This is a genomic window from Schumannella sp. 10F1B-5-1, from assembly GCF_006517535.1.
GTDB lineage: Bacteria > Actinomycetota > Actinomycetes > Actinomycetales > Microbacteriaceae > Schumannella.
In genome coordinates, this window is record NZ_VHQH01000207.1 from 1 (window position 1) to 246 (window position 246).

A 246-nucleotide genomic window follows, 5' to 3' on the forward strand; every position below is an offset into this window, starting at 1 on the left:
CGACGAGCTGATCGGGATGCTCCCCGAGCTGGCACCGCTGAGAGACGAGATCGCGGCCGACGACGCGGCGTTCGGCCAGTCGGTCGTGGAGAGCTTCGGGCTCGACGGTTCGGGGCTCGCCCAGAGCCTCGCCGGCGGAGGCCAGAGCCGGCCCGTGCGGGCGATCAGCGACGGGCAGGTGCTCGGCAACGTGCTGGTCGGAGGGTTCGCACCGGATGTCGTGAGCGCCGCGATGGACCAGGTCGA

General features: G+C 72.0%; 1 protein-coding gene. It reads left to right on the forward strand.

All coding sequences use genetic code 11. The features are described 5' to 3' along the window. Positions 1-246: hypothetical protein (locus FJ658_RS16465; RefSeq protein WP_181408514.1), on the forward strand; the 246-nt coding region annotated here is incomplete at both ends.